At 63.2% G+C, this 22,715-nt stretch carries 21 protein-coding genes; 8 read left to right on the plus strand and 13 right to left on the minus strand.

The annotated features are described in order from the left end of the window. Nucleotides 1-46: 46 nt before the first annotated feature. From RWK44_RS12445 to RWK44_RS12460, 4 genes are all read right to left on the minus strand, one after another. Nucleotides 47-1,738 carry an amino acid ABC transporter ATP-binding/permease protein gene (locus tag RWK44_RS12445; RefSeq protein ID WP_222000218.1) on the minus strand — a complete coding sequence of 564 codons (1,692 nt, stop codon included), beginning with the start codon at nucleotides 1,736-1,738 and terminating at the stop codon, nucleotides 47-49. After that, on the minus strand, nucleotides 1,735-3,480 hold the full coding sequence (gene cydD / locus RWK44_RS12450; protein ID WP_222000219.1) for a thiol reductant ABC exporter subunit CydD: 1,746 nt from the start codon (nucleotides 3,478-3,480) through the stop codon (nucleotides 1,735-1,737). Before cydD ends, RWK44_RS12445 begins: the two co-directional genes overlap by 4 nt. Nucleotides 3,481-3,484: 4 nt before the next feature. Next, nucleotides 3,485-4,063, minus strand: a complete 579-nt coding sequence (locus tag RWK44_RS12455) for a GbsR/MarR family transcriptional regulator (RefSeq protein ID WP_026157699.1) — start codon at nucleotides 4,061-4,063, stop codon at nucleotides 3,485-3,487. A gap of 296 nt (nucleotides 4,064-4,359) precedes the next feature. Beyond that, the gene (locus RWK44_RS12460; RefSeq protein WP_077979786.1) at nucleotides 4,360-4,959 is read right to left on the minus strand and encodes a HupE/UreJ family protein; all 600 of its coding nucleotides are present in this window, start codon (nucleotides 4,957-4,959) and stop codon (nucleotides 4,360-4,362) included. 279 nt (nucleotides 4,960-5,238) lie between these two features. Between RWK44_RS12460 and RWK44_RS12465 the strand changes: the two genes are divergently transcribed. Then, on the plus strand, nucleotides 5,239-6,270 hold the full coding sequence (locus tag RWK44_RS12465) for a hydroxyacid dehydrogenase (RefSeq protein WP_221946710.1): 1,032 nt from the start codon (nucleotides 5,239-5,241) through the stop codon (nucleotides 6,268-6,270). Nucleotides 6,271-6,298: 28 nt separating this feature from the next. Here RWK44_RS12465 and RWK44_RS12470 read toward each other — a convergent pair whose 3' ends face one another. Then, the gene (locus tag RWK44_RS12470; protein ID WP_222000220.1) at nucleotides 6,299-7,297 is read right to left on the minus strand and encodes a Tim44 domain-containing protein; all 999 of its coding nucleotides are present in this window, start codon (nucleotides 7,295-7,297) and stop codon (nucleotides 6,299-6,301) included. 84 nt (nucleotides 7,298-7,381) lie between these two features. Further along, nucleotides 7,382-7,840 carry a YbaK/EbsC family protein gene (locus tag RWK44_RS12475; protein WP_221969058.1) on the minus strand — a complete coding sequence of 153 codons (459 nt, stop codon included), beginning with the start codon at nucleotides 7,838-7,840 and terminating at the stop codon, nucleotides 7,382-7,384. Between the two features lie 249 nt (nucleotides 7,841-8,089). Between RWK44_RS12475 and RWK44_RS12480 the strand changes: the two genes are divergently transcribed. From RWK44_RS12480 to RWK44_RS12510, 7 genes are all read left to right on the plus strand, one after another. Then, the gene (locus RWK44_RS12480; RefSeq protein ID WP_131665845.1) at nucleotides 8,090-9,436 is read left to right on the plus strand and encodes an extracellular solute-binding protein; all 1,347 of its coding nucleotides are present in this window, start codon (nucleotides 8,090-8,092) and stop codon (nucleotides 9,434-9,436) included. 173 nt (nucleotides 9,437-9,609) lie between these two features. After that, nucleotides 9,610-10,911: a carbohydrate ABC transporter permease gene (locus RWK44_RS12485; RefSeq protein WP_222000221.1), complete on the plus strand. Its 1,302-nt coding sequence runs from the start codon at nucleotides 9,610-9,612 to the stop codon at nucleotides 10,909-10,911. Between the two features lie 2 nt (nucleotides 10,912-10,913). Continuing rightward, nucleotides 10,914-11,756 carry a carbohydrate ABC transporter permease gene (locus RWK44_RS12490; protein ID WP_027667108.1) on the plus strand — a complete coding sequence of 281 codons (843 nt, stop codon included), beginning with the start codon at nucleotides 10,914-10,916 and terminating at the stop codon, nucleotides 11,754-11,756. Beyond that, the gene (locus RWK44_RS12495; protein ID WP_221988762.1) at nucleotides 11,756-12,811 is read left to right on the plus strand and encodes an ABC transporter ATP-binding protein; all 1,056 of its coding nucleotides are present in this window, start codon (nucleotides 11,756-11,758) and stop codon (nucleotides 12,809-12,811) included. Before RWK44_RS12490 ends, RWK44_RS12495 begins: the two co-directional genes overlap by 1 nt. Beyond that, the gene (locus tag RWK44_RS12500; RefSeq protein WP_316028850.1) at nucleotides 12,811-13,590 is read left to right on the plus strand and encodes a glycerophosphodiester phosphodiesterase; all 780 of its coding nucleotides are present in this window, start codon (nucleotides 12,811-12,813) and stop codon (nucleotides 13,588-13,590) included. Before RWK44_RS12495 ends, RWK44_RS12500 begins: the two co-directional genes overlap by 1 nt. Next, nucleotides 13,574-14,578: a LacI family DNA-binding transcriptional regulator gene (locus RWK44_RS12505; protein WP_025398536.1), complete on the plus strand. Its 1,005-nt coding sequence runs from the start codon at nucleotides 13,574-13,576 to the stop codon at nucleotides 14,576-14,578. Before RWK44_RS12500 ends, RWK44_RS12505 begins: the two co-directional genes overlap by 17 nt. Continuing rightward, nucleotides 14,578-15,387, plus strand: coding sequence for an inositol monophosphatase family protein (locus tag RWK44_RS12510; protein ID WP_316028851.1), 810 nt, complete (start codon nucleotides 14,578-14,580; stop codon nucleotides 15,385-15,387). Before RWK44_RS12505 ends, RWK44_RS12510 begins: the two co-directional genes overlap by 1 nt. 49 nt (nucleotides 15,388-15,436) lie before the next feature. On the opposite strand, the gene RWK44_RS12515 is transcribed toward RWK44_RS12510, so the two are convergent. The 7 genes from RWK44_RS12515 to RWK44_RS12545 all read right to left on the minus strand — a co-directional run bounded on the left by RWK44_RS12515 (nucleotide 15,437) and on the right by RWK44_RS12545 (nucleotide 22,701). Further along, nucleotides 15,437-17,092, minus strand: coding sequence for a sensor domain-containing diguanylate cyclase (locus RWK44_RS12515; protein ID WP_025398538.1), 1,656 nt, complete (start codon nucleotides 17,090-17,092; stop codon nucleotides 15,437-15,439). Nucleotides 17,093-17,273: 181 nt separating this feature from the next. After that, entirely contained in the window at nucleotides 17,274-18,137 is an 864-nt protein-coding gene (locus RWK44_RS12520) for a glycerophosphodiester phosphodiesterase (RefSeq protein ID WP_170269305.1), read from the minus strand. A gap of 71 nt (nucleotides 18,138-18,208) precedes the next feature. Further along, nucleotides 18,209-19,303 carry an aminotransferase class V-fold PLP-dependent enzyme gene (locus tag RWK44_RS12525; RefSeq protein ID WP_316028852.1) on the minus strand — a complete coding sequence of 365 codons (1,095 nt, stop codon included), beginning with the start codon at nucleotides 19,301-19,303 and terminating at the stop codon, nucleotides 18,209-18,211. A gap of 11 nt (nucleotides 19,304-19,314) precedes the next feature. After that, nucleotides 19,315-20,094 carry an ABC transporter ATP-binding protein gene (locus RWK44_RS12530; protein WP_316028853.1) on the minus strand — a complete coding sequence of 260 codons (780 nt, stop codon included), beginning with the start codon at nucleotides 20,092-20,094 and terminating at the stop codon, nucleotides 19,315-19,317. Continuing rightward, nucleotides 20,091-20,885: an ABC transporter ATP-binding protein gene (locus RWK44_RS12535; protein ID WP_316028854.1), complete on the minus strand. Its 795-nt coding sequence runs from the start codon at nucleotides 20,883-20,885 to the stop codon at nucleotides 20,091-20,093. The genes RWK44_RS12530 and RWK44_RS12535 overlap by 4 nt, the downstream gene beginning before the upstream one ends. Then, complete coding sequence (locus RWK44_RS12540; protein ID WP_316028855.1) at nucleotides 20,882-21,715, minus strand: ABC transporter permease; 834 nt, start codon at nucleotides 21,713-21,715, stop codon at nucleotides 20,882-20,884. Before RWK44_RS12540 ends, RWK44_RS12535 begins: the two co-directional genes overlap by 4 nt. Beyond that, the gene (locus RWK44_RS12545; RefSeq protein ID WP_316028856.1) at nucleotides 21,712-22,701 is read right to left on the minus strand and encodes an ABC transporter permease; all 990 of its coding nucleotides are present in this window, start codon (nucleotides 22,699-22,701) and stop codon (nucleotides 21,712-21,714) included. Before RWK44_RS12545 ends, RWK44_RS12540 begins: the two co-directional genes overlap by 4 nt. Nucleotides 22,702-22,715: the final 14 nt, after the last annotated feature.

A 22,715-nucleotide genomic window follows, 5' to 3' on the forward strand; every position in this document is an offset into this window, starting at 1 on the left:
GGGCGTTCCTCAGCGCCGACCGGCGCGTGAGGGCATGCAGTCTCGCTCAGTCCGGCCGAAGCCGGTCGAGCGCCTTTTCGAACGCCGCCTCTCCGCGGCGCGAAACTTCTGTGATGCGACCACCTTCGATGATGGCGATACGGTCTGCGATCGCCGCCTCCCGGCGGATATGCGTGGCGATCACCAGCGAGCGGCCCGCCGCCATTGCCGACAGCCGGCTGAGCACGTCGCGGGCGGTGACGCCGTCAAGACCCTCGGTCGGCTCATCGAGCAACCAGAGCGGCGTGTCGCGCAGGAAAAGCCGGGCAAGCGCCAGCCGGCTCGACTGTCCACCGGAAAGACCGAGCCCGCCTTCGCCGAGCCGGGTATCGATCCCCCGCCGCATGGCCTCGATATCGGCAAGCAGGCCGGCGGCGGCGAGCGCTTCGCAAAGACGGGCCTCGTTCGCATCCGGGTTTGCAAGGAGCAGGTTGCCGCGCAGGCTGTCCTCGAAGAGCTCCGTCCGTTGCGTGAGCAGGGTTGCTGTCATCACGGCAACATTTCCTTTCCTTGCCGGCAATTCGCCGGAAAGCAGGGCAAGCAGGCTCGACTTGCCGGCACCGCTGCTGCCGATGACGGCGAGGCGTTCGCCCGGTTGAAGCGCAAGGTCGATATCCTCGAGCGCCGGCACGGCGGAGTTTTCATGGAAGGCTGACACCTTCTCCAGCGAAAAAGCGCATCCCGGCAATGGCGCCGGCAATGGTTCGAGTGCCGCCGCGACGGCAAGCCGCGGCGCGATGCGCCTTGCCGCAAGCAGTGTCCGCCCAAGTTCCAGGGCGCCGCGGCGGAGCGCCGCAAAGGGTTCGACTGCCGCAAAGGCGACAAGCAGGCCGAGCGCGGCGACAGGGGCGGTGATCGCCTTCGTTTCCGCAAGTGCTGCGACGGCGAGCAGCGAAGCCGTCAGCAGCAAGGTCGAGACGAGGCCGAAGCCGAATGTCAGGCCTGTCTCGACGCGGTTCAACTGGTCGTCGGCGCGGGCAGAGTAAGCGTCGGCCGCAGCGATGGTACCAGTCTGCGCGGTAAGCCGGCCGGCCATCAGCAGATCGGTCTGGCCGGCGACGAGATCGATCGTCCGCGACCGCAGCGCCTCGATGCCATGGGCGCGTCTGCGGGCATGTTTGCGCGCCGCTCGCCCGGCGATGACAGGCAGGCCGAGGCCGGCACCGGCAAGAAAAAGGCCGAAACACAGGCCGAAAGCCGGATGCATCAGCCCCAGCACGAGGCTTGCCGCCAGCGCTGCACCGATCGCCACCACGGCCGGCACGAGGATGCGCAGGTAGAGGGAATCGAGTGCATCGATATCGGCCGTCAGTCGGAAGAGCAGCCGTGCGGGACGATGCAAAAGGGCGCGGGCAGCACCCGGTTCGGCAAAGCCGCGAAACAGCTTTTCGCGCAGGGCGGCGAGCACACTGAGGGTTGCGTCATGGGTCGCAAGCCTTTCGCTGTAGCGCGCGGCCGTACGGACGATGGCGAGCAGGCGGATGCCGGCTGACGGCGCAAAGACGTCGAAGGTGATGGCGGCGGCGGCCGAAAGGCCGGCGAGCGAGGTGGCGGTGATGAACCAGCCGGACAGGCCGAGCAGAGCGATGCCGGCGGTTACCGTCGCCGCCGAAAGTACTGCGCCGAGCAGCAGCGCACGTCGGCGCTCGGCAAGGAACAGGCGCAGGATCGGCTTGAGGTCGGCGGCAAGTCCGCTCATTCGGCGGCCTCCCTCATAACGATGCCGGCATCGACGCGCATGGTGCGATGCATGCGGGCGGCAAGCAGCGGATCGTGGGTCGCAACGATCAAAGTGCGGCCCCTGGCGAGCAAAAGCAGGCTCTCGGTCACCTCGGCGGCGGTGGCGGCGTCGAGATGCGCGGTCGGCTCGTCGGCCAGGATAATCCGGAGATGCGGATTGCAGGCCGCCCGCGCAATCGCTAGCCGCAGCGCTTCGCCGCCGGAAAGCCCGATCCCGCCTTCGCCGAGCGTCCGGTCGCCATAGGCGGCTGCGACTTTTCCGAGCCTGGCGGCGTCGAGCGCATCCGTCACGTCGCCGCGCAGGATACCGGGCCTGCCGAGCGCGACATTGCCGGCGATGGTGCCGGCGAAAATATGCGGTCTCTGGCCGATCCATGCCATGCTGGCCCGCAAGGCGTGGGCGCTGTCATCCGCAAGTGCGGTGCCGCCGATGACGATACGGCCACCGGTGCAGGGCGCCAGTCCTGAAATCAGCGAAAGAAGCGTCGACTTGCCGGAACCGCTGGCGCCGAGAAGCGCCAGATGTTCGCCGGCCGCGGCATCGAGGTTGAAACCGTCGAGGATCAACGGTTCCGCGGCGTTGTAGCGGAAATCGACATTCTCAAGACGGATGGCCGGCGCTTCGGGGACGGCAGATGCCGCCGGCGCGACATCGGCTGCTCCTCGGATCGACACTCCGCCGGCAGCGAGAGTGTCCAGGGCCTTCAGCGCCGCTTCGCCGGCCGCCCGATCGTGCCAGACAGCCGAGAGTTCGCGCAGCGGCTCGAAGAAGGCCGGCGCCAGCAGCAGGATGAACAGTCCCTCGGTCAGGTCGAGCCGGCCTACCCAAGTGCCGAAGCGGATCTCACCGAGCAGGCTGAAGCCGACATAGACGGCAATCATCGCCACGCCGAGTGCGGCGAAAAGCTCGAGCACCGCCGAGGACAGAAAGGCGATTTTCAGCACCGCCATGGTGCGCACACGCAGCGACTCCGCCTCCAACCGCAGGCGCAGTGTCGTTGCATCGACTGCGTCGAGCGCACGGATGGTCGCCAGTCCGCGCAGCCGATCGAGCAGGAAGCCGTTGAGGCCGCCGGTGGCCACGAGTTGCCTTTCGCTGGCCGCCTGAGCACGCCAGCCGATCAGCGTCATGAAGATCGGGATCAGCGGCGCGGCGAACAGCAGAACCAGCGCGGCGATCCAGGAGACCGGAAGGATGAAGGCAAGAATGACGAGCGGCACGAGGCTCGCCTTCATGCGCGCCGGCTGGAAACGGGCGAGGTAGGGCACGATCAGTTCGGCCTGGTCGCCAATGACGCTTGCGGCTTTGCCGGAGGCAGGCCGGTCGCGATCGAGCGGCGACGACATGGAAAGTACCGCGACGGCGATCTGCCGCCTGCGGCTGAGTTCGGCGCGGGCGGCCTGAAAGGCCATCCGGCCACCAGCCGCGTCGAGACAGCTTCTTGCCACTCCGAGGGCGAGGATGCCGAGGGCGGGCCAGAGAACGTCATTCATTCCGCCGCCATCGGCGATGCGGCCGACCGACACGGCCAGCAATGCCGCCTGCGGGATCCAGACGGCAGCAGCCAGCGCCTGCAGCATTGCCGCTCTGCGCAGCGCACCTTTCGCATCGTCGGGGCCGGTGACAGACGAGACCGTATCGCAGTCCGGCACCGGCTCGGCGCCCCATCCGTCCTTCGCGTCGAAGAAAGCAGTGCTCATGGCGCTAACTCTTGTTCGCAGGATTTGGCCGGCGGCTGCGGCCGAGCGAAACGACCCGGTCCTTGGCCTCCAGAAGCTTGGTCACTTTCGCGCCCAGCGAGAGTAGCGTTGCGAGCCTTTCTGTTTCAAGTTGTTTTACGTCTTCATACCAATGCGTCAGTTGCTCGATCAGCGTGTGCATCTCGCTCATGCGCTGCTGCGCATGCCGCTCGGCGTCGCTGGCCGGCCGCTGCATCAGGATCTCACGCAGAACCGACAGCGTCGGATCGACTTCACGCTTCTTTCGCTCCTCGGCAAGCGTCCTCAATATCTGCCAGACATCATCAGGCGTGGTGAAGAAATCGCGGCGGTCGTCTGGCTTGTGTTTCAGGATGACAAGGTTCCAGGCCTGCAGTTCGCGCAGGCTCATCGAAACATTGGAGCGCGAGATGCCGAGCGACTCGGCGATTTCCTCGGCGCAGACCGGCGCGGGCGAGACGAAGAGCAGGGCATAGATCTGGCCGACCGTGCGGTTGATTCCCCAGCGGGACCCCATTTCGCCGAAGTGGAGAACGAAGGACTGGACGAGAGGCGGAAGGTTCATGGTCGTTTCCGTTGCGTCTGTGATTTCAGAAATTTCTGAAATCACTATACTGACTTTCGCGTCTCACCGGCAATCGGCAAGGCAGGCCTGCGTCAATTTGGATGTCCGTTCGTTGATCGTGGGCTAGATATAGCCGGACGCGACGTGGCTGGATTTGACTTGGGTCAAGTCCACAGCACTTTCCAGCGATGACGCAGAAACGCCCGGCGATGCGTTACGCAAGCCGGGCGTCCTCTCGGATTGAGATGTCTAGGCCGCCAATGCCGCCCAGTTCTTGTTCAGGAATGCTGTCAGGCTCAGATCAAGCCGGCCAGAATGCCGACACCGGCAACAGCAGCAAGACCGCCGGCCGTGCGTGTCACGAAGAGGCCATGACGTTCACCGGCGCGGCCGATGAGATAACTAAGGACGAGGCCGGCGACATGCAGCAGTGCGGTCGCGACCATGAAACCGGCGGCATAGGCGGCACCGGCGGCATTTTCCGGCATTTCGGCGCCATGTGCAAAACCGTGGAAGATGGCGAAGAGGCCGACGATGCCGAGTGCTGCGGCGAGCGGCGCCTTGACGTGGAGCGCAACGACGGCGCCGAGGACGACAACGGAAAGCGCGATGCCGATTTCAACGAAGGGAACGTTGATGCCGGCAACGCCGAGGGCACCACCGAGTGCCATCACCAGAACGAAGGTCGTCGGCACGAGCCAAGTGGCGCGGCTGCCAAGCTGAAATGCGAAAACACCGACCATCACCATGGCGAGAACATGATCGAGGCCAGAGATCGGATGGGCAAAGCCATGGCTGAAGCCGGCAGCTTCGCCGATGGCGGGATGGGCATAGGCGACGGCCGGAAGCGCTGCGGCAGCCAAGGCAAGCAGGCCGCTCTTGAGTGCTGATTTCATTGGCTCATTTCCCTCGTGAGTTTTCGAATATCCTGCGGCCGCCGAACACAGGCACGGTTCCAAGTCGCGCGCATCACGCTAATTCAAAGAATTCACGCCGTCAACGAAAATGCCATGAAATACCGAGCCAATTCAACTGCTTATCTGATAGGCAGATGCCACTTTCGATAGCTTCTCCCGGCGCGCCGCGCCTCAAGATCGAACTGGAAACAACTCCGCACAGGGGCTATCAATCGTCCGGCAGAAACGGTGCAAACCGCCGCGATGGAGGAGACGCCCATGACGAATACCGAACGGCCGCTGGCGATCAGCGCGCCCGAGCCGCGCACGCTTGATCTGATCTTCAGCGACAGCGCGCGCGCCGACCTGCAGGCGAAATATGAGATCGTCGAGGCCGACCCCGAGAATATCGCCGGGCTCGGTGACGGCATCCTCGGCAGGGCACGCTACATCATCGGCCAGCCGCCGCTTTCGGCGGAAACGCTGGCCAGAATGCCGGGCCTGCGCTCGATCCTCAATGTCGAAAGCAATCTGCTCAACAACATGCCTTATGAGGTGCTCTTCCAGCGCGGTATCCACGTCGTGACGACAGGGCAGGTCTTTGCCGAACCGGTCGCCGAAATCGGCCTCGGTTTCGCCCTGGCCTTGGCGCGCGGCATCGTCGACGCGGATGTCGCGTTTCGCCAAGGCAGCGAACTCTGGGGAGGGGAGGGGAATGCAAGTGCGCGGCTGATCGCCGGTTCCGAGATCGGCATCGTTGGCTTCGGCGATCTCGGCAAGGCGCTGCGTCGTGTGCTTTCCGGCTTCAGGGCGCGCATCCGGGTATTCGACCCCTGGCTGCCGCAATCGATCCTTGAGGAAAACGGCGTCGAGCCCGCAAGCCTTCAGGAGGTCCTGACAAAGAGCGATTTCATTTTCGTCGCCGCCGCCGTCACCAGCGAAAACAGCAAATTTCTCGACACTGAGGCCTTCGCCAGCATGCGCAGGGGCGCGGCCTTCATCCTGCTCAGCCGCGCCGATGTCGTCGATTTCGATGCGCTGATGGCGGCCGTCTCGTCAGGCCACATCGTCGCGGCGAGCGACGTCTACCCTGAGGAACCGCTGCCGCCCGACCATCCGGTGCGGAGCCTGAAAGGTTTCATCCGCTCGGCGCATAGGGCAGGCGCCCTCGACAGCGCCTTCAAGAAAATGGGCGACATGGTGCTTGAAGACATGGACCTGATGGATCGCGGACTGCCGCCGATGCGCTGCAAGCGGGCGGAACGCGAGACGGTCTCCCGCATGCGTTCCAAACCGGTCGCGGTGAATTAAAGACAGAGCATTGGTTTTGAGCGCCGCATCAAGCGGCGCGCTGCTCGGCACCCTGGATCGCCGCAAGCTTCCAATCGGCGCCAGACTTGCGCACGAAGGTCCAAACCTCGGTGCTTTCGCTCGGACGGCGGTCGTCGCCGGAAACCAGGCGGCCGCTGTCGCGTTCGACCATCGCGTCGATCGAGGAATAACGCATGGCGAGCGTCGCATATTCCTGGCCTTCCTCGCGCCAGGCCTCGGCAATATCGCCCTGCAGCAGCTTGACGTCGGAGACACTGTTGCGCACGCCGTTGGTGGCGTTTTCGCCGAGCTCCTCGGCGAGATAGGACATCGCCTCGGGCGTCGTCAGCCGGCGCAAGGTGCCGTAATCTTCGGCACCGTAAGCAGTCTGCACTTGAGTCAGCAATTCCTCGAACTGATCGAGATCAGCCTGCGTCAGCCCGATCTCGTCGCTCGGCCGATTGCCGCGCGACTGCCCGCCGAAACCGCCCCCCGAACCGATCGTCGGGATCTGGAATGACGAATTATTCGTGGGCGACATGTTGTAGGACCGGCTCTGACCGCCACCGACGCCGTAGGAAGGCTGGCGGCGGTTTGCGAAATAACGCATGGCGAGCATGACGGCGCCGCCGATCAATGCGATCTGCAGCAACATACCGAGCAAGCCGAAGCCGCCGCCGAAACCGTGGCCGAGCAGCATGCCGAGAAGGCCACCGGCAATCAGGCCGCCGATCATCGAACGGCCGAAGCCGCCGAAGAAACCGGGGCGCTGAGCGCCGAGGGGCTGCTGAGCGGTAGCAGGTGCGGTGGTCTGCGGACGTGGCGTCATCGACCGTTCGATCGGTGCTGCGGTCCCAGGCGCGGTGCTGGTGACAGGCGGCGCCTGGAAGGTGCGCGTGCCGCGGCTTCCGAAACCGAAGCTGCCGGCGCGGCGCGCCTCGGCATTGTCGAGGGAAGCAAAAACGGTGGCGCTCGTCAGAGCGGCAATGGCCGCGATCTTGGCAAAACGCGAAACGGCACTCGGCATTCCTGATCTCCTGTCATGCGCAATCACGGCATGTCGAGATGTAATATAGGGACTCTTTCCGCCGTGTGAAGCTCTTCGGCGCCATTACTGGCAGACGTCGACCCAGCTGGCGCCGGTCAACTCCGCCAGCCGTCCGGTTTCGATGCGCACGGCCGAGTTTATTGAGCCCGCGGCCGGCACGACTTCATCGAAGCGTTTCAGCGAGATATCGCAATAGATGGGCAACGGCGAGGGCAGGCCGAAGGGGCAGACGCCGCCGACCGGATGGCTGGTGACGGCCACAACCTCTTCGGCATCGAGCATGCGCCCCTTCGCTCCGAAGGTGTCCTTGAACTTGCGATTGTCGAGCCGCGCCGTGCCGCCGGCAACGACCAGCATCATTTGCTCGCCGACACGCAGGCAGATCGTCTTGGCGATCTGGGCCGGCTCGACGCCATGGGCTTCGGCGGCAAGCGCCACCGTCGAGGAGCTCTCGGCGGTTTCGATGATTTCGATATCGGGTGCGTGGGCACTGAGGAAGGCGCGGACGGATTCAAGGCTCATGACGCGATGCTAGCCCAGGAAATACGCAATTTGAAGCGTAAAAGACGCCTGTCAAAAACCGCCGCTTGCAAGTCGTGCGGACATCGTCATAATAATTTTGCACACGTGCTCAATTTTGTCATTCGGCCGTTACGTTCAACCCCTAGAGCGGGATACGCCACGTTTTCGTGGGGTTTTCGGAACGGCCGTCACGCAACAGTGATGACCCGTCAAGAGGCCTCACACTGCTCTTCCAGGGAGATGAAGAAGATGACCATTTTGCCGACATTGAAATCGCTTGCCGTCGCCGCCGCCATCCTGGCTTCGACCTCCGCAATTGCACTCGCCAAGGACGTTCACATCAGCGTCTGGGCCGGCGGTACCGGCCCGAACGACGTCTATCGCCTCGACGCCATCGAGATCGCAGCACAGCAGCTGCAGCGCGAAGCCGCCCTCAAGGGCGAAGAGCTGAAGATCACCGTCGAGAAGAAGCCCTATTCGGCCTGGGAGGACTTCAAGCAGGCGCTGACCCTCGCCGCCGAAGCCAAGACCGCTCCGAATATCGTCGTCAGCGGCCATGAAGACATCGCACCCTGGTCGCAGGCCGGGCTCATCGTTCCGATCGAGGACTATGTCGATCTCGATTCATGGCCGCTCAGCGACATCTATGAAAACCTGTTGCAGATCGCCTCCTACAACGGCACCGTCTACGGCATCCCGCAGGATGCTGAATCCCGTCCGATGTTCTTCTGGAAGCCTTACATGAAGGCGATCGGCTACAGCGACGCCGATCTGGATGCGCTGCCGCAGAGCGTCCAGGACGGCAAGTACACCATGAAGAACCTGCTCGAAGACGCCAAGAAAATGCAAGACAAGGGCCTCGTCCAGGCCGGCTACGGTTTTTATCCGCGCACCAGCAACGGCCCTGATTACTGGCAGTTCTACACCAGCTTCGGCGGCACGATGGAAGAAGGCGGCAAGCTCGTTTTCGACAAGGCCGCGATGACCCGCACCTATCAGTTCTTCGCCGATGCCGTGAAGACCGGTGTTACCAAGAAGAACCACATCGGCATGCCGGGCGACCAGTGGTGGAAGGAAGTCGCTACCGGCAAGGCCGGCATCTGGGACGGCGGCACCTGGCACTATGCCCGCCTCGTCAACCAGGAAGGTCTGAAGGACTTCTTCGGCAACGTGATCTTCACGCTGATCCCCGCCGGTGAAGGCGGCAAGGCCAACACGCTGACCCATCCGCTCGTCTACCTGCTGACCGCAGGTCATGACCAGGAAGACACCGAGATCGCCGCCCAGCTGGTCAAGATCGCATCCGAGCCGCGCACCAACGCGCTGCATGCGGTCAAATCCGCCCATCTCGGCATCTCCAAGTCGGAATCCACGGTCGACTTCTACTCGGCTGACCGCTGGACCCGCGAAGCCACCGAGCGCCTGCTGCCGCATGCCAATGCGATGCCGAACAATTCCGATTTCGGCAAATATTGGAACATCATGTGGAAGAACCTCGAAGCGTCCTGGACCGGCGCCAAGACCGTCGATGCCGCGATCGGTGACGCCGAAAGCGAGCTGAAGAGCACGCTCGGCGACAAGATCGTCATCCGTTAGAACAGGATGATCTCAGGCCGGTTCGGCCTGAAATCTGAATCCTATTCTAAATTAAAGGGTTAGAGCATGATGTCGTCCGAAAGCTGCTCACACATTTCGGCATCATGCTCTGGGATCGAAGCACTCTTCTGGGCGGCGGAAACGCTGCCCGGTCGGTCCGCGAGGAGGCTTCCATGAAATCGTCCAGAACGCTCGGACTGGTGATGATCGCGCCTGCGGCGATCATGATCGTTCTTTTCTTCCTGATGCCGGTCGTTCTGACGGCGGTCTTTTCGATGACCAGCATGACGACGGCGACCGGCATATCCGGCGGTGTCTACCAGATCGCGCCCAACTCCCTGATCGCGCTGAAATCGGCGATACCAGACATTGCCGCCGAAATGGCCGAACCGCGCTACACGATCGACGAGGCGGGCCTCAAAGCCATCGAGGGCCTCGGGCTTACACCGGGGATTGCCGCGGAATTGCGCGCCAAACATGCAGGTGAGGTGTTCACGGCGCGCCGCGACGTCGAGCGCATGATCAAGGATCTCGCCGACCGGCCTTCGACGCGCGACGTCAAACAGATTTCCGAACAGTTCAACCGCTCCGTCCTCAACACCCGCTTCGACAGCAAGGAACAGCTCTTTTCGGCACTGGACAGTCTGGGGTTCAAACTGACACCCGAGCAGAAGGAAACGGTCGCCAAAGCCACTTATACCGGCTGGGTTTGGACGACCGACAATTTCTCGCGCATGACCACGTCACCCGATATGGCGCGCGTCCTCTTGAATACCGTGCTCTACGTCGCGCTGGTGCTGATGCTGTTCAATGTCGGCTATGCGCTGCTGCTGGCCATCTGGACGCATTACATGCCGCCGACGCCAGCCTCGATCTTCCGTGGCATCTGGCTGCTACCGCGCATCACCCCTGTCGTCATCTACGTGATGCTATGGAAGTGGCTCGCCTGGGACACCGGGTTCATTTCGATCCTGATGGGCAAGTTCGGCTATCCGCCGAAGAACTACCTTCTCGACAACGCCTATAACGCCTGGTTCTTCGTCGTGCTGATTAACGGCTTCATCGGCGCCTCGATGGGCATGCTGGTCTTTTCTTCGGCGATGAAGGCCATTCCGAAGAGCCAGTTCTATGCGAGCGAGGTCGACGGCGCCTCGCGCTGGCAGCAGATCCTCTACATCATCCTGCCGCAGATGCGCTGGCCGATCCTCTTCGTCACCTGCTATCAGACGCTGTCGCTGCTTGCCTCCTTCAATGAAATCCTGCTTGCGACCAATGGCGGACCGGGCAATGCGACCGAGGTCTGGGCGCTGTCGGCCTATCACACTGCGCTGAGGAACTATGCCGGCAACCTCGAATACGGCTTGGGTGCCGCCATGGCCTTGGTGCTCGTCGTCATCGGCGTGGCGATGTCGCTTCTCTATCTGCGCGTCTTCAGCTACGGCACGCTTGTCGCCAAGCCCTTGATCGAGGATTGACCATGGCCGAACGATCGCAGCCCTCGGCAAATTACCGCAGCTGGCCTGTCATAACGGCGCTGACTATCGTCAGCCTGCCACTGCTGCTGATGTATGTCTATCTTTTCCTCGACACCGTGACGGTGAAGCAGGCGGACGCGCTGCTGCCTTCGGGCTTGACGCTCAATCACTGGCGCTTCCTGTGGCAGACGACAGAGGGCAAGGCGAACATCTGGCAGGTGACTGTGAATACGCTGCTCTTTGCTGCCTGCACCACCAGCCTCGTGCTCATCGTCTCGTCGATGGCGGGCTATGTTCTGTCGCGGCTGAACGTCCCGGCACGCGGCTTCTTCCTTGCCGGCGTCATGGTGTTGCATGCCTTTCCGTCGGTGACGCTGATCATCGCCATTTTCATCGTGCTGCAGATGATCGGTCTCTACAATTCGCTGATCGGCGTCATCCTGGTTAAGGCGGCGATCGACCTGCCGCTCGGCATCTGGCTGATGAAGGGCTTCTACGACACGGTGCCGTGGGAAATCGAAATGGCCGGCGTCGTCGACGGCGCCTCGCGCTTCCGGGTCTGGCGCAGCCTCGTGCTGCCGCAGGTCAAGCCCGGGATCATGGCGCTCGGCCTCTTCTCTTTCCTCTCCGGTTGGGGCGAGTTCATCCTGCCGCAGGTGCTGGCGCCTGGTAATCAGGTGCAGGTACTCTCGGTCTATCTCGCCGGCTTCCTCGCCGATGACAACAATTATGACTTCAACATGTTCAAAGCGGTCGGCGTCTTCTACCTCGTTCCGGTGCTGCTCGTTTACGCGCTCTTCAACAAATACCTCATGAACATCTACGGCGGCGGGAGCAAAGGCTGATGCGCATCCTCCTCGACAATTTTTCGAAGAGCTTCGGCTCCACCAAGGTCATCGAGAACATGCGGCTCGAAGTCCGCAACGGCGAGATGCTGGCGCTGCTCGGCCCTTCCGGCTGCGGCAAGTCGACGACGCTGTTTTCCGTCTGCGGCATCCACCGGCCGAGCGGCGGGCGCATCCTCTTCGGCGACCGCGACGTCACCGACCTGCCGAGCCAGGCCCGCAATGTCGGGGTCGTTTTCCAGTCCTATGCGCTCTATCCGCACATGACGGTTACCGAGAACATCGGCTTTCCGCTGAAGGTGAAGGGCATACCGGCCGCCGAAATCCGCAAGGAAGTCGACCGCATCGCCGCCCTCGTTCAGATCGGCAACCTGATGGGCCGCCGGCCAGCCGAGCTTTCCGGCGGCCAACAGCAGCGCGTGGCCCTGGCGCGCGCGCTGATCCGCAAGCCCGATGTGCTGCTGCTCGACGAACCGCTCGCCAATCTCGATGCCAAGCTGCGCCTCGAAATGCGATCGGAAATCCGCCGCCTTCAGCGCGAAACCGGCATCACCGCCATTCTCGTTACCCACGACCAGGTGGAGGCGATGAGCATGTGCGACCGCATCGCCATCATGAAGGAAGGCGAGATCGTTCAGATCGCCACGCCCGCCGAAATGTACAATGATCCGAAGACCGCCTTCGTCGCCGGCTTTCTCGGCAATCCGCCGATCACCTTCCTGCGCGGCGTCGTGGACAAGGGCGCCTTCACAATCCCGCAAAGCGAGATCCGTGTGCCGCTGCCGGATACTGTTGGTGCCGCTGACGGCACCAAGCTGATGCTCGGCGTCCGGCCGGAGCATTTTACGCCATCAGGCGATATCGCCGTGCCGGGCAAGGTCACCTTTGCCGAAACGCAGGGCCGCGAAAACCTCTACGACGTGGCTCTTGCCGGCGGACCGCTGCTGCGCTCGATCCAGCCGGTGCGCAGCGATATCCATGTGGGCGACGACGTCCGCTGGGCGATCGACAGCCGCGGCGTGTTCATCTTCGACGAAAATGGCAGGAGGCTCTGATGACCTGCGATTTCTCGGCATTTTTCGAGCGTTACGGCTGGCCATTGGGCAAGGGCCGGCTTCCCTTCTGCATCGGCCATCGCGGCGCCAGCGGCCATGAACGCGAGAACACGATCGCTGCTTTCCGCCGCGCCGCCGAACTCGGCGCGGAAATGTGGGAGCTCGACACGCAGCTGACCAAGGACGGCGTGGTCGTCGTCTCGCATGACGATCACCTCGAGCGCGTCTTCGGCATCGACCGCCGCATTTCCGAAATGACGGCGGCAGAGCTCGCCGGTCTCGACGGCGTCGACGTGCCGAGTTTTTCGGAGGTGGCCGCGCTCGGCCGCGAGACCGGGACCGGTCTCTATGTCGAACTGAAGGCACCTGGGACCGGCATGCGCTGCTGGCAGCACCTTGCCGAGATGAACCAGCGTTTCGCCTGTCTCGGCTCCTTCGACACGGCACAGGTGCGCGAACTTAGCGACGCGGCCTGCGATTTCCCGCTTTCGGTGCTGATCCGGATCAGCCACGATCCGCATGCGCTCGGCGACGAGGCCGGCGCCGATATCCTGCATCTATGCTGGGAGAGGGCAGGCGAACGTCCGCAGGATCTGGTGACCGACGCGCTGATGCGCCGCGCCTTCGATGCGGGCCGCGAGATCGTGCTCTGGCACGAGGAACGGCCGGCCATTCTCGATGACCTCATGAAGCTTCCGGTTCTCGGCATCTGCACGGATCTGCCCGATCTGATGCGGCCATCGGCGGTCAAGGAAAAAGCAGTTGGCAGACAAGGATAAGGGACCGCGCAAGGTAACCTCCTTCGACGTGGCGCGCGTGGCCGGCGTCTCGCGCGCTGCCGTGTCGCGCGCCTTTACGCCGGATGCCAGCGTTTCGCCGAAGACGCGCGAAAAGGTCTACCAAGCCGCCAAGGAACTCGGCTACCGGGTGAACTATCTTGCCCGAAGCCTCACCAACAAACGCTCCGATCTCGTCGGCCTCGTCGCCGCTGGCCTCGACAATCCGTTCCGCACGCTGCAGATCGAAAATCTGGCAAGAGTGCTGCTTGCCCGCAATTTCCGCCCCATCCTGCTCCCGACCTCGCCGGAGGCCGATACCTCGACGGTCATCGGCCAGCTGCTGCACTACGCCGTCTCGGGCGTCATCGTCACCTCGGACGCACCGCCGACCGAGATCTGTGAACAATGCGCAGCCGAGGGCGTGCCGATCGTGCTGATCAACAAGGGCAACGACATTCCCTTCGTCGACCGCATCATCTCCGACGACGACATGGCCGGCCAACTCGCCGCCACCCACCTGATCGACAGCGGCGTGCGAAAGCCCGCCGTGATGGCCGCGCCCGCCATATCCTACACGGCGCGGCGGCGTAGCGAGGCGTTCGTCGCACGCTGCAAACAGCTCAGCGTCGAGCCGGAATTTCTGCATATCAAAATCAACGACTACCGAAGCGGCTATGAAGCGGCCGCCGAACTTGCCGCGTCCGGCATCGACGGACTGTTTTGCGCCAACGACTACATGGCCTGCGGCGTCATCGACCGCGTCATGCAGGGCCGCGGCCGTGATGATGCGCCGCCACTCTCCATCATCGGCCATGACGACATTCCTCAGGCGAGCTGGACCGCTTACGATCTCACGACCATCCGCCAACCCTGCGACGTCCAGGCCGAAAAGACGGTCGACCTGCTGATGAGCCGGATGGCTGAGCCGGAGCTGACGGCGCGTGTCGAATTCACGCCTGTGACACTGATCAGAAGAAGGACCGCCTGATGAATGCCGCATTCGATGCCGCCGCCATCCGCGCACGGGCGGAGGTCGCGATTACCGTTGCCCTCGAGGCCGGACGGGAGACTGCCCGGTTCCGGCGCGACTCGAATTTCGGAACGCTTGCCGTCGAAAACAAGGGATTGCAGGATTTCGTCACCATCGCCGACAAGAATGCCGAGCAGGCGATCCGTGACGGACTGCTCTCGCGTTTTCCGGATGATACTTTCATGGGAGAAGAGAGCGGCGGAAGATCGGGCGAGGGCGGCAGCTGGGTCGTCGATCCGATCGACGGCACGACCAACTATATCAGGGGCTTCCGGCACTGGGGCGTCTCGATCGCCTTCGTCGCCGGCGGCAAGGTGGAGATCGGCGTGGTCTACGACGCCGCCGGAGACAAAGTGTTTCACGCCGTGCGCGGCGGCGGCGCCTTCAAGGACGGGCTTCCGGTGCATGCGGCTGCGACCGCCGATCCGGCCAATGCGCTTGTCATTCTCGGCCATTCCCGCAAGACGAGCTTCGACGACCATCTCGCGCTCTCGCGACGGCTCCACGAACGCGGTATGGATTATCGCCGCATGGGCGCGGCCGCGATCGACCTCGTTCGCGTCGCCGAGGGGTCTGCCGATCTCTACTACGAACGCCACCTCAATGCCTGGGACATGCTCGCTGGCGCGCTGATCGCCGAAGAGGCCGGCGCGATGGTGGCGATGCCGCCGGTCGACAGGCTGCTTGCGCAGGGCGGGCCTGTCATCGCCCACTCGCCAGGGCTTGCCGGCGAATTCGCGTTCATCCTCGACATTGAGGGGCTATAGATACACCGTCCCAGAGACGCGATCCGCCCGAATGGCGAAACTGCGAGCGCTACCCAACAACGCGATTGCGACCGCTCTTTTTCGCCGCATAGAGATTCTGATCGGCGATCGCCAAAATCTCGTTCGGAGACTTGGCAGACAGGGTACCGGCAACACCTATGCTGATCGTAACGTGCAGCCCGTTGCAGATCTCGGACCAATCCCACTGTTCAATGGCCGAACGCAGCTTTTCGCAGACATCGGCCGCACCTCGGGGAGCGCCGGCGAGCAGGACGACGAATTCCTCGCCGCCAAAGCGAACTGCCTGATCGGTAATTCGCAACTGGCTGCGCAATATGGCCCCAATGGTACTCAGGACCCGGTCGCCGATCATGTGAGAGAAGTTGTCGTTGATCGACTTGAAGTGGTCGACATCCAGCATCGCGATGGAATGTGGACGCTTCTCAGACGTCAGTTCCTGAAAGCGGCTGTCGAGATATTTGCGGTTATAGAGCCCGGTCAGCGTGTCCAGATAGACGGCACTGGCAAGGATATCGGTTTGCTCCTGCAATTTCTGATAGGAGGCCTCCAGCGTTTCCGCGCGCTTCGTCTCCGTTTCGGCGACTTCCTTAAACCGCCTGGTTTCATAGTAGATTTCCGCGAGACGTGCGCGCTGCTGGGTTCTCTCGGCGCTATTGCGCAAATAGGCTTGGTGGTATTTTTTATGTGCCGCCAGCGCCGGATCGAACTGTCCCAGCCCCTCATAGGCCTGCGACAGATAAAGATAGATCTGGATACAGGAATCGAAACTGCCGCCGGCGTCGATCAGCTCCACCGCCTCGAGCAGCGGTGACAGGGCTTCTTCGAATTTTCCGGAATTGTTGTAGATCTGGCCCAAGGTGTAGAGATATTGCTGCCTGTCCCTGACATAGCTGTTTTCTTGGAATAACCGGTAGCGGACCATGCACTGGAGCGCCTCGTCATGCTCGCCCAGGTGGCTGTGGAACTCGGCTTTATTGCCGAGACAGATGCGAGCAGCCCAGCTGTCACCGGTTTCAGTTGCGATGTCGAGCGCCTGTTCGGTCAGTTCCAGCGCTCTCACCAGCATCTGGCGTCCTTGTCCCGGCTGGCCTAGCGCCTCCGCGATATATCCGCCTTCCGAATGAGCGCCGCCGAGATTGATCAGCCACCAGCATTCATAGGTCTTGTTGCCGATCGATCTGGCGAGTTCGACGGACCTCTCGCTCATCAAGATGGCCCGGTCGGGCTGCTTGTTGTACCAGAAGATAATTCCAATCACGTTGGTCGCTAGGCTTTGCGCTTTCGGATCTGCTGTCTTGTCGGCCAGATCAAGCGCGCGCGTCGCTTCTTGGATCGCTTCCTCCGGCAAGCCCAATTCCAAGAGCAACCATCCGAAATACGCCCGGGCACAGGATTCTTGTTTGGGCTCCCCGCTCAATTTCCAGAAGTCTACCGCCCGGCGGACATGCGTCAGTCCAAGTTCGGCTTTGCCGATTTGAAAACAGTACCAGGCAATGTCAGTATCGCATTGAGCGGCGAGCCGATCGTCGCCCCGAGTCTTGGCATCAACCAGAATTTCGCCGGCCAGTGTGAGTGCCTCAAGCGAACGGCCTGTACAGCCAAGATGCCACGCGTCCTGCAAGTTGGAATTTGCTTGTCGAGTAATTGTATCGGCATCAACAACTTGCATTTCGGACACCAACATTTGTCTGCTGGCTATGGATAGCATCAGAAGTTTAAAATGATGCAAACTGCAAAAACATGCAACAAACCCCAGAAACAGGGTATCGAAACCTCTCACACCTTTCGGCATGATGCAACAATTCGAAGTGCTGCAGCGTCCTTTGCGCATCTCGAAAAGACGCGCGGTGCTGTAAGCCGGCCGGTTAATCCGCCATGCGGCGGCGCCAGGCACGTTCGGTCCCCGGCGCCTCATCGGTGGTGATCTGATCCGGTTTCAGCGCCATCAGCGCCGAAAAGCTCCGCCATTCTTCTTCGCTGAAACCGGCCTCCGAATCCTTCAGGGTGAAGGTCCAGGCATCGACACGTTTGCCTTCGTCCTGGCAGAGCGCGATCATATCCAGCCCCGCATTGGCGGCATCAAGGATCAGCGGCCAGTGCAGATAGATCGTGTCCGGTTCGGTCGGGCCGCTGAGGTCGGCGCGCAGTTCCGTCTCGACCGCCTTCCAGCCGTTGGCCATCCTGATATCGTAGAGCTTGTTGGTCGGATCGATGCCGCGCAGGAGATGGGGAAGCTTCTCCTTGACCGCGACGATGAGGTCGAGACTGTCGCCACTGACGATCACCGAGGCTGTGATATCGCGGAAATGCGTGGTCAGATGCGCGACGCCCCTGGCGCCGATCGCTTCGTAGTCGTCCTTCATGTCGAATTGCAGCAATGCGGCTGGATGCGCCGATTGCATCATGGCAGCGAGATCCTCGCTGAGGATCAGCGGCCGGTCGCCCTCCTGCATCCTGATATCGCTGAGGTCACTGACGCTCTTTTCGGCGACCGGTCCATGTCCTGTCGTCTCGCCTTCGAGTTCCTTGTCGTGCAGCACGACGAAACCGCCGTCGGCGCGCACGCGCAGATCGAGCTCCATCGAGGCGCCCGCCGCAAAGCCCTCCGCCATCACTTCGGCTGAGAACAGCGGGTCGGAAAACCGCTTGCGCAGGCGGTGCCATTTCAGGCGGGTGCGATGCCCCTCATGCGAAATCTCCAGCCCCTGCGCATCCAGCAATCTCGTCATCTGCACCAAGTCTCCGCGATGCCACATTCCTGCCCTGACGAACCGTGATGATCAAGAGCCGAATACGGTTTTCATCGGCTATAGGCCGAGGATATCGCTTCCGAAGCGGCAGCGATATCCGAGGGATGGCCGGCCTGCCTGAGGGCCGCGCCATACGCCACGACATTCGAGAGCACCGTCTGGAATGCGGCGCGCGGACCAGTGTGGTTCAGCCGCACGAGACGGGCCAGCGCGGTTCCGACGCCTTCGCTCAGCTCGACCCCGAGCTGCCCAGCGGCTGCGATCAGCGCGGCAGGCGCCAGCGCCTCCGGCACCGGTACCGCCGTCACCAGGTTCGAAGCCCTTGCTGCAGGGACCCATGCCGGGGCTCCGAGTGCGGCAAGCCCCGCCCGTGTCGCCGATGACGCCAGCGCATGACGGGCGACGACATTCTCCAGGCCTTCGGCCTCGATGCGGTCGAGCGCCGTCTCCAGCGCGAAGAATTCCAGCGGCGCCGGTGTTCCCGGCAGGCTACGCCGGCCGCCGTCGATCCAGCTCTTCAGATCGGCCAAAGACAAGATCGACTCGCGCGGGGCGCCGTCTCTGAGGATCAGATCCCAGGCGCCGCCGCTGACCGAAATTGCGGACACGCCGGCCGGGCCGCCGAGCGCCTTCTGTGGCCCCATCACCGCGATGTCGATGCCGAGATCGCCCACATCGAACTGATGGCCGCCGACCGAGGCGACCGCGTCGACGACGGTGACGATGTGGCGAGCCCGGGCAAGCGCCAGTATTTCGGGCAGGGGGTTGAGAATGCCGCTCGCGGATTCGGCATGAACCAGCGCCAGCACATCGATGTGAGGACCGGCGTCGAGCGCTTTTGCAACGGCTTCGATCTCGATCGGCAGGCCCGGCTCGGCGACAACATCCTCTACCGTCGCCCCACCCCGCCGCAGCCATTGCCCGAACCAGCCGCCATAGGGGCTGGTGATGATGTTGAGTGCTGAAAGGCCGGGGCGCGCAAGGCTGACCGCCGCCGCCTCCAGCGCCACCACCGCTTCTGCCTGCACCAGCACTATGTCGTTGCGGCTGCGCATGATACCGCCGATCCTGTCGGCAAGGACGGCGTAGCGCTCCGCGGGATAGGAGGGCACGCCATGCAGTGGATTCCAACCAAGATCGGACATGGATACTTCCTTCAGCAAGGATCGGTCACGAGACGGGGGACAGCGGCAACGAGTGCGCCGGCGGCCGCCGATTGCGGCGCAGCAACGACCGCCGCTGCCGGTCCGGTCTCGACGATCCGTCCGCCATCCATAACGGCGATGCGGTGGGAGACGGCGCGCACCACGGCAAGATCGTGCGAAATGAACAGACAGGCAATGCCCTGTTTTTTCTGCAGATCGACCAGAAGCTCCAGGATCCTGCCGCGCACGGTCACATCAAGCGCCGAGACCGCCTCATCGAGCACCAGCAACGAGGGCCTCGTCGCAATCGCCCGCGCAATCGCCACACGCTGCCGCTGGCCGCCGGAGAGTGCCCGCACCGGACGGCCGGCATGATCTGCGGTGAGGCCGACCCGCTCGAGCAGATCGACGATCTCCCCAGCGCGTCGGTCTTTTGCGACGCCGTGGATGCGAAGCGGATCGTCGAGTACTGTACCAACGCTCGCCAACGGATTGAAGGCGGCGAGCGGATCCTGAAACACCATCTGCATACGCGCCCGCCGGCGGCGCAACGGCGCACCATTCAGCGAGAGCCAATCCTCTCCCTCGAAGCGAATCGAGCCGGCATCGGCAGCAACAAGCCGCAGCAGAATGCGCGATAGCGTCGATTTCCCGCTGCCGGAGGCGCCGACGAGACCGAGCGTTTCCCCGGCCGCGATGGTGAGCGACACATTATCGAGGGCAGCAATCCGGCGTCCCGCAGAAGAAAAGCCTTTCGACAGGTTTTCGATGGAAAGCAGCCTGTCGTTCATGACGGCACCTCTGCGATCAGCGGCGGCGTCGCGAGGTCTCGATGGCTGGCGATCAGGGCGGCGGTATAGTCGCTCTTGGGCGCCGAAAGCACCGAACGGACGGGGCCGGCCTCGACCAGCCTCGCATTGCGGAAGACGGCGATGCGATCGACGAAGCCGGAGGCCAGCGCGATGTCGTGGGTGATGAAGAGCAGCGTCATACCGTCCTCGCGCACCAGCCCGTCGAGCAGGCGGACGATCTCGGCCTGGACGACGACGTCGAGCGCGCTGGTCGCCTCGTCGGCAATCAGCAGCGCCGGTCTCGCGGCGATGGCTGCGGCAATCGCCACGCGCTGACGCTGGCCGCCGGAGAGCTGATGCGGAAAGGACCGCATCGCCTTGTCGGGCTGCGGTATCCCTACCCGCTCAATCAACTCCTCGGCCCTGACATAGGCCTGTTTCCAGCTGAGGCCGAGATGGCGCCTGGCGCCCTCGGCGATCTGCTCGCCGATCGTCAAAACGGGATTGAGGCTGGAGCCCGGATCCTGGAAGACGAAGCCGAAATCGCGGCCTGGGCGGGGCGGATGGCCAAGTCCGGGCCAAAGTATCTCGCCGCGGACTGTCGCTCCCTCCGGCAGCAGACCGGCAAGCGCGCGGGCAAGCGTGCTCTTGCCGGAACCGCTTTCGCCGATGATCGCCAGCCTTTCGCCGGCGACGATATCAAGGTCGATATGGTCTAGCGCGGCCGCACCGCTGCTGCCGCGCCCATAGGTGACCGAAAGCTGTCGCAGGCTCAAAAAAATCCCGCTCATGCCGCCCTCACGCCATTGTCGCCAAGCGCCTTGCCCAGACCCTCGCTGAAGAGATGTACGCCGAGCACGGTCACGGCGAGTGCCGCACCCGGTATGACCGAGAGATAGGATGCCGAACGCAACACGCTGCGGCCCTCGGCGATCATCGAACCCCAGGTGGCGATATTGGGGTTGCCCAGACCCAGGAAGGAAAGCGCTGCCTCGGTGAGGATCGCACCGGCGACGATGGTGGCCGAAAGCGCCAGCACCGGCGGCAATGCGTTCGGCAGGATTTCCCGGAAAGCGATTTCGGCCGGATGCATGCCGATCACCCTGGCCGAGGCGACATAGTCCTGCTCGCGGATCGCAAGCACCTGCGCTCTCGTCACCCGCGCCGGATCGGCCCAGGTGCCGAGTGCGATGGCAAGGACGACAATGGGCGTCGACACACCGATGGTGCTGACGAAAGCGAGGGCGAGCAGGAAAGCCGGCACGATCTGGAAGGCGTCGACCACGCGCATCAGCGCCTCGTCGACGAGCCCGCCGGCAAAACCGGCCGCAAGGCCGACGCAGAGCCCAAGCACCATGGCCGCAAACGCCGCCGCCAGGCCAACGGCAAGCGAGGTCCTGGCACCATAGAGCAGGCCCGCCAGCACGTCGCGGCCGAGACGGTCGGTGCCGAGCGGAAAACCCGGATCGGCGAACGGCGCCAGCAGGGCGTGGCCGGCAATTTTCAGCGGATCGCCCGGCGAAATAACGGGGGCGAGCAGCCCGGCCGAAAGCAGGACGAGAAGGATCGCAAGTCCTGCAGCACCTTCCGGCGTGCGCAGCAGTCGCCGCAGCCAGCTCATGCGCCGCCCTCCGATGCGCCGATGCGCGGGTCGAGTGCGGCATAGACGAGATCGACGAGGAAATTGACCGAGATGACCAGGACGGCGCTGGTGACGATGATGCCCATCAACAACGGCGCGTCACGGCCGTTGACCGCCTCCTGCGCCAGCCGCCCGAAGCCCGGGATTGCAAAGATGCTCTCGATCACCACGCTGCCGCCGAGCATGGCCGCCGACTGCAGTCCGAGCATGGTGACGAGCGGTAGCAGCGCGTTGCGCGCGACATGGCGCAGCACGATCCGGCTCCGCGACAGGCCCTTGGCCCGGGCGAAGAGCACGAAATCGAGCTTCCAGGCCTCGGCCATGCCGCTGCGCATCACCCGCAGGAACAAGGCGAGATAGATCAGCGCCAGCGCGCCGACCGGCAGAACCAGATGATCGGCGATATCGAGCGCGCGCGAAAACCCTGTCTTGCCGGAAGCGATCGTCTCGACGCCGGCGATCGGAAACCAGCGCAACTTCACCGAAAAGGCGATGCTCAGGACCAGGCCAAGCCAGAAGCTCGGAATGGCATAGACGATCAGCGAGCCGATCGACAGCAGCCGGTCACGCAGACCGCCCGGCCGCGCCCCGGCAAGGATACCGAGCGTCGAACCGAGGCCGAAGGACAGCGCCGTCGCACTGCCCATCAGCAGCAGCGTATTGGGCAGGCGTTCGGCAATGAGCGCACCGACCGGCCGGCCGAAGGCGACCGACCAGCCGAGATCGAAGCGTGCGAGTGAGGAAAGATAGAGCCAGAGGCGAGCGAACATCGATTGGTCGAGGCCGTAGCTCTCGCGCAGCGACTGCCTAAGTGCGGCATCGCCACCACCGATCGAGCCGAGATAGGCGTCGACGGCATCGCCCGAGGCGGATTCAAGCAGGAAGAAGGTGAAGATCACCACGATCAGCAGCACCGGAATGCTGCTGATCGCCCTGCGCCTCAGGAGGATGATGGCTCGTTTCACGCCTGACAGGGCCT

Source organism: Rhizobium sp. 25PS6 (assembly GCF_032464655.1).
Taxonomy (GTDB): Bacteria; Pseudomonadota; Alphaproteobacteria; order Rhizobiales; family Rhizobiaceae; genus Rhizobium; species Rhizobium laguerreae.

Bases quoted from the DNA above. Each gene is read 5' to 3' on its own strand.
- RWK44_RS12445 (WP_222000218.1), bottom strand. From the start codon at position 1,738: ATGAGCGGACTTGCCGCCGACCTCAAGCCGATCCTGCGCCTGTTCCTT.
- cydD (WP_222000219.1), bottom strand. From the start codon at position 3,480: ATGAGCACTGCTTTCTTCGACGCGAAGGACGGATGGGGCGCCGAGCCG.
- RWK44_RS12455 (WP_026157699.1), bottom strand. From the start codon at position 4,063: ATGAACCTTCCGCCTCTCGTCCAGTCCTTCGTTCTCCACTTCGGCGAA.
- RWK44_RS12460 (WP_077979786.1), bottom strand. From the start codon at position 4,959: ATGAAATCAGCACTCAAGAGCGGCCTGCTTGCCTTGGCTGCCGCAGCG.
- RWK44_RS12465 (WP_221946710.1), top strand. From the start codon at position 5,239: ATGACGAATACCGAACGGCCGCTGGCGATCAGCGCGCCCGAGCCGCGC.
- RWK44_RS12470 (WP_222000220.1), bottom strand. From the start codon at position 7,297: ATGCCGAGTGCCGTTTCGCGTTTTGCCAAGATCGCGGCCATTGCCGCT.
- RWK44_RS12475 (WP_221969058.1), bottom strand. From the start codon at position 7,840: ATGAGCCTTGAATCCGTCCGCGCCTTCCTCAGTGCCCACGCACCCGAT.
- RWK44_RS12480 (WP_131665845.1), top strand. From the start codon at position 8,090: ATGACCATTTTGCCGACATTGAAATCGCTTGCCGTCGCCGCCGCCATC.
- RWK44_RS12485 (WP_222000221.1), top strand. From the start codon at position 9,610: ATGAAATCGTCCAGAACGCTCGGACTGGTGATGATCGCGCCTGCGGCG.
- RWK44_RS12490 (WP_027667108.1), top strand. From the start codon at position 10,914: ATGGCCGAACGATCGCAGCCCTCGGCAAATTACCGCAGCTGGCCTGTC.
- RWK44_RS12495 (WP_221988762.1), top strand. From the start codon at position 11,756: ATGCGCATCCTCCTCGACAATTTTTCGAAGAGCTTCGGCTCCACCAAG.
- RWK44_RS12500 (WP_316028850.1), top strand. From the start codon at position 12,811: ATGACCTGCGATTTCTCGGCATTTTTCGAGCGTTACGGCTGGCCATTG.
- RWK44_RS12510 (WP_316028851.1), top strand. From the start codon at position 14,578: ATGAATGCCGCATTCGATGCCGCCGCCATCCGCGCACGGGCGGAGGTC.
- RWK44_RS12515 (WP_025398538.1), bottom strand. From the start codon at position 17,092: ATGTTGGTGTCCGAAATGCAAGTTGTTGATGCCGATACAATTACTCGA.
- RWK44_RS12520 (WP_170269305.1), bottom strand. From the start codon at position 18,137: ATGACGAGATTGCTGGATGCGCAGGGGCTGGAGATTTCGCATGAGGGG.
- RWK44_RS12525 (WP_316028852.1), bottom strand. From the start codon at position 19,303: ATGTCCGATCTTGGTTGGAATCCACTGCATGGCGTGCCCTCCTATCCC.
- RWK44_RS12530 (WP_316028853.1), bottom strand. From the start codon at position 20,094: ATGAACGACAGGCTGCTTTCCATCGAAAACCTGTCGAAAGGCTTTTCT.
- RWK44_RS12535 (WP_316028854.1), bottom strand. From the start codon at position 20,885: ATGAGCGGGATTTTTTTGAGCCTGCGACAGCTTTCGGTCACCTATGGG.
- RWK44_RS12540 (WP_316028855.1), bottom strand. From the start codon at position 21,715: ATGAGCTGGCTGCGGCGACTGCTGCGCACGCCGGAAGGTGCTGCAGGA.